Origin of the sequence: Pseudonocardia bannensis (assembly GCF_012911875.1) — a bacterium.
Classification (GTDB): domain Bacteria; phylum Actinomycetota; class Actinomycetes; order Mycobacteriales; family Pseudonocardiaceae; genus Pseudonocardia; species Pseudonocardia bannensis.
Genome location: NZ_JAAXKZ010000220.1, coordinates 1 through 3,649, shown reverse-complemented (window position 1 = coordinate 3,649; position 3,649 = coordinate 1). Strand labels below are relative to the sequence as shown.

At 74.8% G+C, this 3,649-nt stretch carries 4 protein-coding genes and 1 pseudogene; all 5 read right to left on the bottom strand.

The features are described from left to right. The coding region (locus HF519_RS29500) for a hypothetical protein (protein ID WP_211170764.1) at window positions 1-692 on the bottom strand (692 nt) is incomplete at its 3' end. A gap of 86 nt (window positions 693-778) precedes the next feature. Continuing rightward, the gene (locus HF519_RS29495; protein WP_169416239.1) at window positions 779-1,108 is read right to left on the bottom strand and encodes a hypothetical protein; all 330 of its coding nucleotides are present in this window, start codon (window positions 1,106-1,108) and stop codon (window positions 779-781) included. Further along, the gene (locus HF519_RS29490) at window positions 1,105-3,030 is read right to left on the bottom strand and encodes a type IV secretory system conjugative DNA transfer family protein (RefSeq protein WP_169416238.1); all 1,926 of its coding nucleotides are present in this window, start codon (window positions 3,028-3,030) and stop codon (window positions 1,105-1,107) included. The genes HF519_RS29495 and HF519_RS29490 overlap by 4 nt, the downstream gene beginning before the upstream one ends. After that, the gene (locus HF519_RS29485) at window positions 3,027-3,389 is read right to left on the bottom strand and encodes a hypothetical protein (protein WP_169416237.1); all 363 of its coding nucleotides are present in this window, start codon (window positions 3,387-3,389) and stop codon (window positions 3,027-3,029) included. Before HF519_RS29485 ends, HF519_RS29490 begins: the two co-directional genes overlap by 4 nt. Beyond that, window positions 3,386-3,649: pseudogene (locus tag HF519_RS29480) on the bottom strand (hypothetical protein); the annotation flags it as partial. The gene HF519_RS29485 and the pseudogene HF519_RS29480, both read right to left, overlap by 4 nt.

The following is a 3,649-nucleotide window of genomic DNA, read 5'->3' as shown; positions in this document are numbered from 1 at the left end:
GGTTCGGGGTCGGTGGGTTCGGGGGCGGGGTCGTCGCGGCCGATGGCCCACCAGCGGGCGACGACGTCCAGCTCGTGCGCGCCCGGCACCGGCGCCCCGCCGGTGGGCAGCGGGGGCCGGTTGGGTCGGGTCTGGTGGTTCTCCCGCGAGCACGACCCCGCGCTCTGCCGGATGCGGCGCACGACGCCGGGGCGTTGGCGGTCGTGCCAGTCCCCCGCCAGCCCAACCGACGCGGCCGGGCCCTGGTACGCGGCCGACCACGCGTACATCAGCCACAGCAGTTCCTCGACGACATCGGGGTGCCAGCTCCAGCAGTCCGGCAGGCAGGCGGCGGCCTCGGGGTAGCGCAGGTATACCGCGCTCATCCAGCCGGCGAGCGCGTCGAGCAGGTCGCCGACCTTGCACGGGTCGGTGGGGGCGAGCAGCCAGGACGGGGCCGGGCCGGCCTGCCGGCGGGCAGTCGAGGCGGCGAGGGCCTCGGCCAGCCCGGCGACCAGCGAGGCGACCTCCTCCACCCGCTCGGGCAGCCCGGTGAGCGGGTCGAGGTCGCGGCGCAGCCCGTCGACCAGCCGGGCCAGCCCGGCCACCGGCCCGGTCCAGCCCTCCTCAGCCGCCGGGCGCGGCGTTGACACGGTCCGGTCAACACCCGTCGGTCCGGCCGGCGGCCGGTGATCGTGGTGGTCGTTGCTCATCGCCTTCTCCTGCAACAGGTGTGGGTGCTGGCCAGGCCCCTCGCGCACGGCGGTGGGCCTGGCCTGCGGACGGCCGAGAAAGTGGGTCAGCTCGCCCGGCGATCAGGCCGCGCGCGCCAGACCGACACGCGCGACTCGGTCGCGGACCGGGTTCGGACCGAACGGGCCCCGGCGGCGGCCAGGGCCGCGGCGTGGTCGGCGGCGTCCTCGCGGCGCTCCCGACGCCACCGCACCCACCACTGAGCCACCCCGACGGCCAAGGCGAGACCGGCCGCGGCGGCCAGCGCCCACGGCACGAACCGGGCCACGAGCCCGACCAGCACGATCACCACGAGGCCGGGCAGCAGGACCCGGGCGGACTCGGGGTTGCCGTGCTGGGCGGAGAACCGCAGCACCGATGAAGGTCGCCGGGTCATGCCACACCTCCACGGTCGCCGCCCCGATCAGCCCCACCGTCCGACTCAGGGCTGCTGGGGTTGGTGGGCAGGGCGTCGACGACGACCAGCCGCGGCCGCCCCGCCTCCGGCGCGTCGACGGGCTCGACGGCCCCGACGATCGGCCCGGCAGGCAAGGCCGCGATCGCCACCCGAGCGGCCCGACGCCGGCCGACCCGGCGGGTGATCCGGCCCGGGAAGGCGCGACACCATGCAGTGATCCGCACCAACCGCTGGACCAGCTCGGGGTGATCGGCGGCGAACCGCTCACGGCGGATGTCGGGGCGCTGCCAGAACATCTGCGCCCGCCCGATCACCGGTGCGATCCCCCGCCGGATCACCAGCACCCGCCCCGCCGGCAGGTTCGCGATCTGCGCCGGCGACAACACCGCCGTCTTCCGCGACGTCCTCGCGGTGGTGCGGCCGGTCGGGTCTACCGTGTCCGCGGGCTCGTCACGATCCCCGGTCAACGTGGACCAGAACTGCAGGTCGTCACGGTCGCGGGTGCCGCCGAACACCATCACCGCACCCGCATTGTTCAGGATCGTCGCCGCATCATGGGTGCCGTAACGGGCCAGAAGCTGGGCGCGGGACTGGAACGCGGCGATGATGTTCACCCCGCGCCCACCCATGTCCGCCGTCCACGATTCGAGCGGCACCGGGCAGATCAGGGCGGCCTCATCGAGCGCCAGCCGCAGCGGCGGGTCGAGCCGGCCTCCAGGCTTCGTGGCGGCGATCCGGCGGGCCTGCCGGGCCACGTGCCCGGTCAGCGCCGCCACCAGCGGCGCCACCTGCGCCTCCTCCCCGCCCACCAGGTAGACCGTGCCGTTGCTGGCGAGGAGCTCGGCGACGTCGAGCGGCCGGCCAGCGTGGCCGGGGTCGTCGTCCAGCCCGGCCGCTGCGCACGCCGTCGGGGAGGTGAGCCAACCGAGCGCGGGCATGATCGTCGAGGTGATCGACGATCGCGTGCGGTCGTTGGTGGTCAGGAACTGGCCGAGGTCGAGCTCGAACGCCGGTTCCGGACTCCTGCGCAGCAGCACCGTCACGTCCTTCGCCGCCTTCGCCGGGTCGGCCAGCCAGCCCAGCACATCGCGCATCGTGCGGTTGCCCAGCGCGGCGGCGTGCAGCAGCGCCGCGAGCACTCGGCGGCCTTGGGCGTCCCAGAACTCCCGGTCGCCCGACCCGCTCGCGCGGGTGGTGGCGGTGAGCATGTCCGCCGCCCGCTCCGCCGCGGTCACCGGGTCTCCGCACCCGTCGACCGGATTGAACGTCACCGTGGACACCAGGTGGCCCAGGCCGACGGCGTTGAACACCAGCACCGGGCCGCGCTGCGCGCGGCGGGCGGCGGTCAGGTCGTGCAGATCGGTGCGCGTCGAGGCGACCAGGGCGGCGCCGGGGGCGTCGAGGATCTGCCCCGCCAACCACCCGCTCTTGCCGGTGCGGGGGCCGCCGAAGATCAGCGTGACGTCCTCGATTGAGGACCACACCCACACCAGCCCGGCCTGGCACAGCCGCACCGCGACCTCGACCACCGGGAGCCGGGCCAGGTCAGGCCAGCCCAGCCCGGCCAGCGACGGACGCACCGCGCCGGCGCGGCGGCGCATCGCGAGCCCTCCGGCGTGCCGCAGCACGTCGAGGGTCGAGGCGACGCCGGCCTTCCGCCGCGCGCGGGCACCCCACCGGGTCACCATCGATGACGACCGGGTCCACCGGTGCCAACCCACCAGCACCGCCATAGCGGAGGCGACGAGCAGCAACGGCAGCCCGATCACCGACAGCGCCGCCCACAGCGACAGCAGCGCGACCAGCCCGCACACCCCGGCCAGCAGCTTCGCGCCCTTCTTCGCTGCGACCACGGCGGCGGCAATCGGGGCCACCACGAGCACGATCGACCACAGGTTCATCGGTCCACCCCCACCGCGGTCGCAACCGCCTCAGTGACCATCCGGGCCTGACCACCGTCCACGCGCGAGAACCGGTAGCGGTCCTCCCCCAACGCGATCACCAGATCCAGCACTGCGATCTCGGTCGACGACGCCTTCGCGAACCGGCCGGCGTCGAACGCCTCCCGGGCGTCGTCCCAGTCGATCCAGCACGTCCCATCGCCGTCGCGCTCAATGCAGCCGGTGCGGAACTCGCTGCGGCGCAACCACGTCTCGTGCGCGATCAGCAGCCCGACCGCCGCCTTCACGTGCGGGTCGTGACCGCGCGTCCAGCACCGCAACCCGACCGCCGCGGCCGTCACCGACCCCGGGGCGCTCATCGCGCCACCGCCGCAGAAACCTCGGCCCGGTCGTTGGGCCGGTCGCCGGCCGGGTACTGGACGCCGATGTGGCTGATCCGCGACCAGAACGTGTTCACGATCCGATCGGCCTCCCGCACCCGGGCGGCCAGCTCGTGCAGATCCGCGGCCGCGGCGTCCAGCCGCTCGCGCGGATCGATCGCCCGGGAGTCGTCGTAGACGGGGCGGCCGTCGGCGTAGCCGGCGACCTGCCAGGCCAGCACCTCCGCCAACCCCGCCAC

What these genes read in the sequence shown, in the direction of transcription:
- HF519_RS29490 (WP_169416238.1), bottom strand. Translation starts at nt 3,030, where the DNA reads ATGAACCTGTGGTCGATCGTGCTCGTGGTGGCCCCGATTGCCGCCGCC.
- HF519_RS29495 (WP_169416239.1), bottom strand. Translation starts at nt 1,108, where the DNA reads ATGACCCGGCGACCTTCATCGGTGCTGCGGTTCTCCGCCCAGCACGGC.
- HF519_RS29485 (WP_169416237.1), bottom strand. Translation starts at nt 3,389, where the DNA reads ATGAGCGCCCCGGGGTCGGTGACGGCCGCGGCGGTCGGGTTGCGGTGC.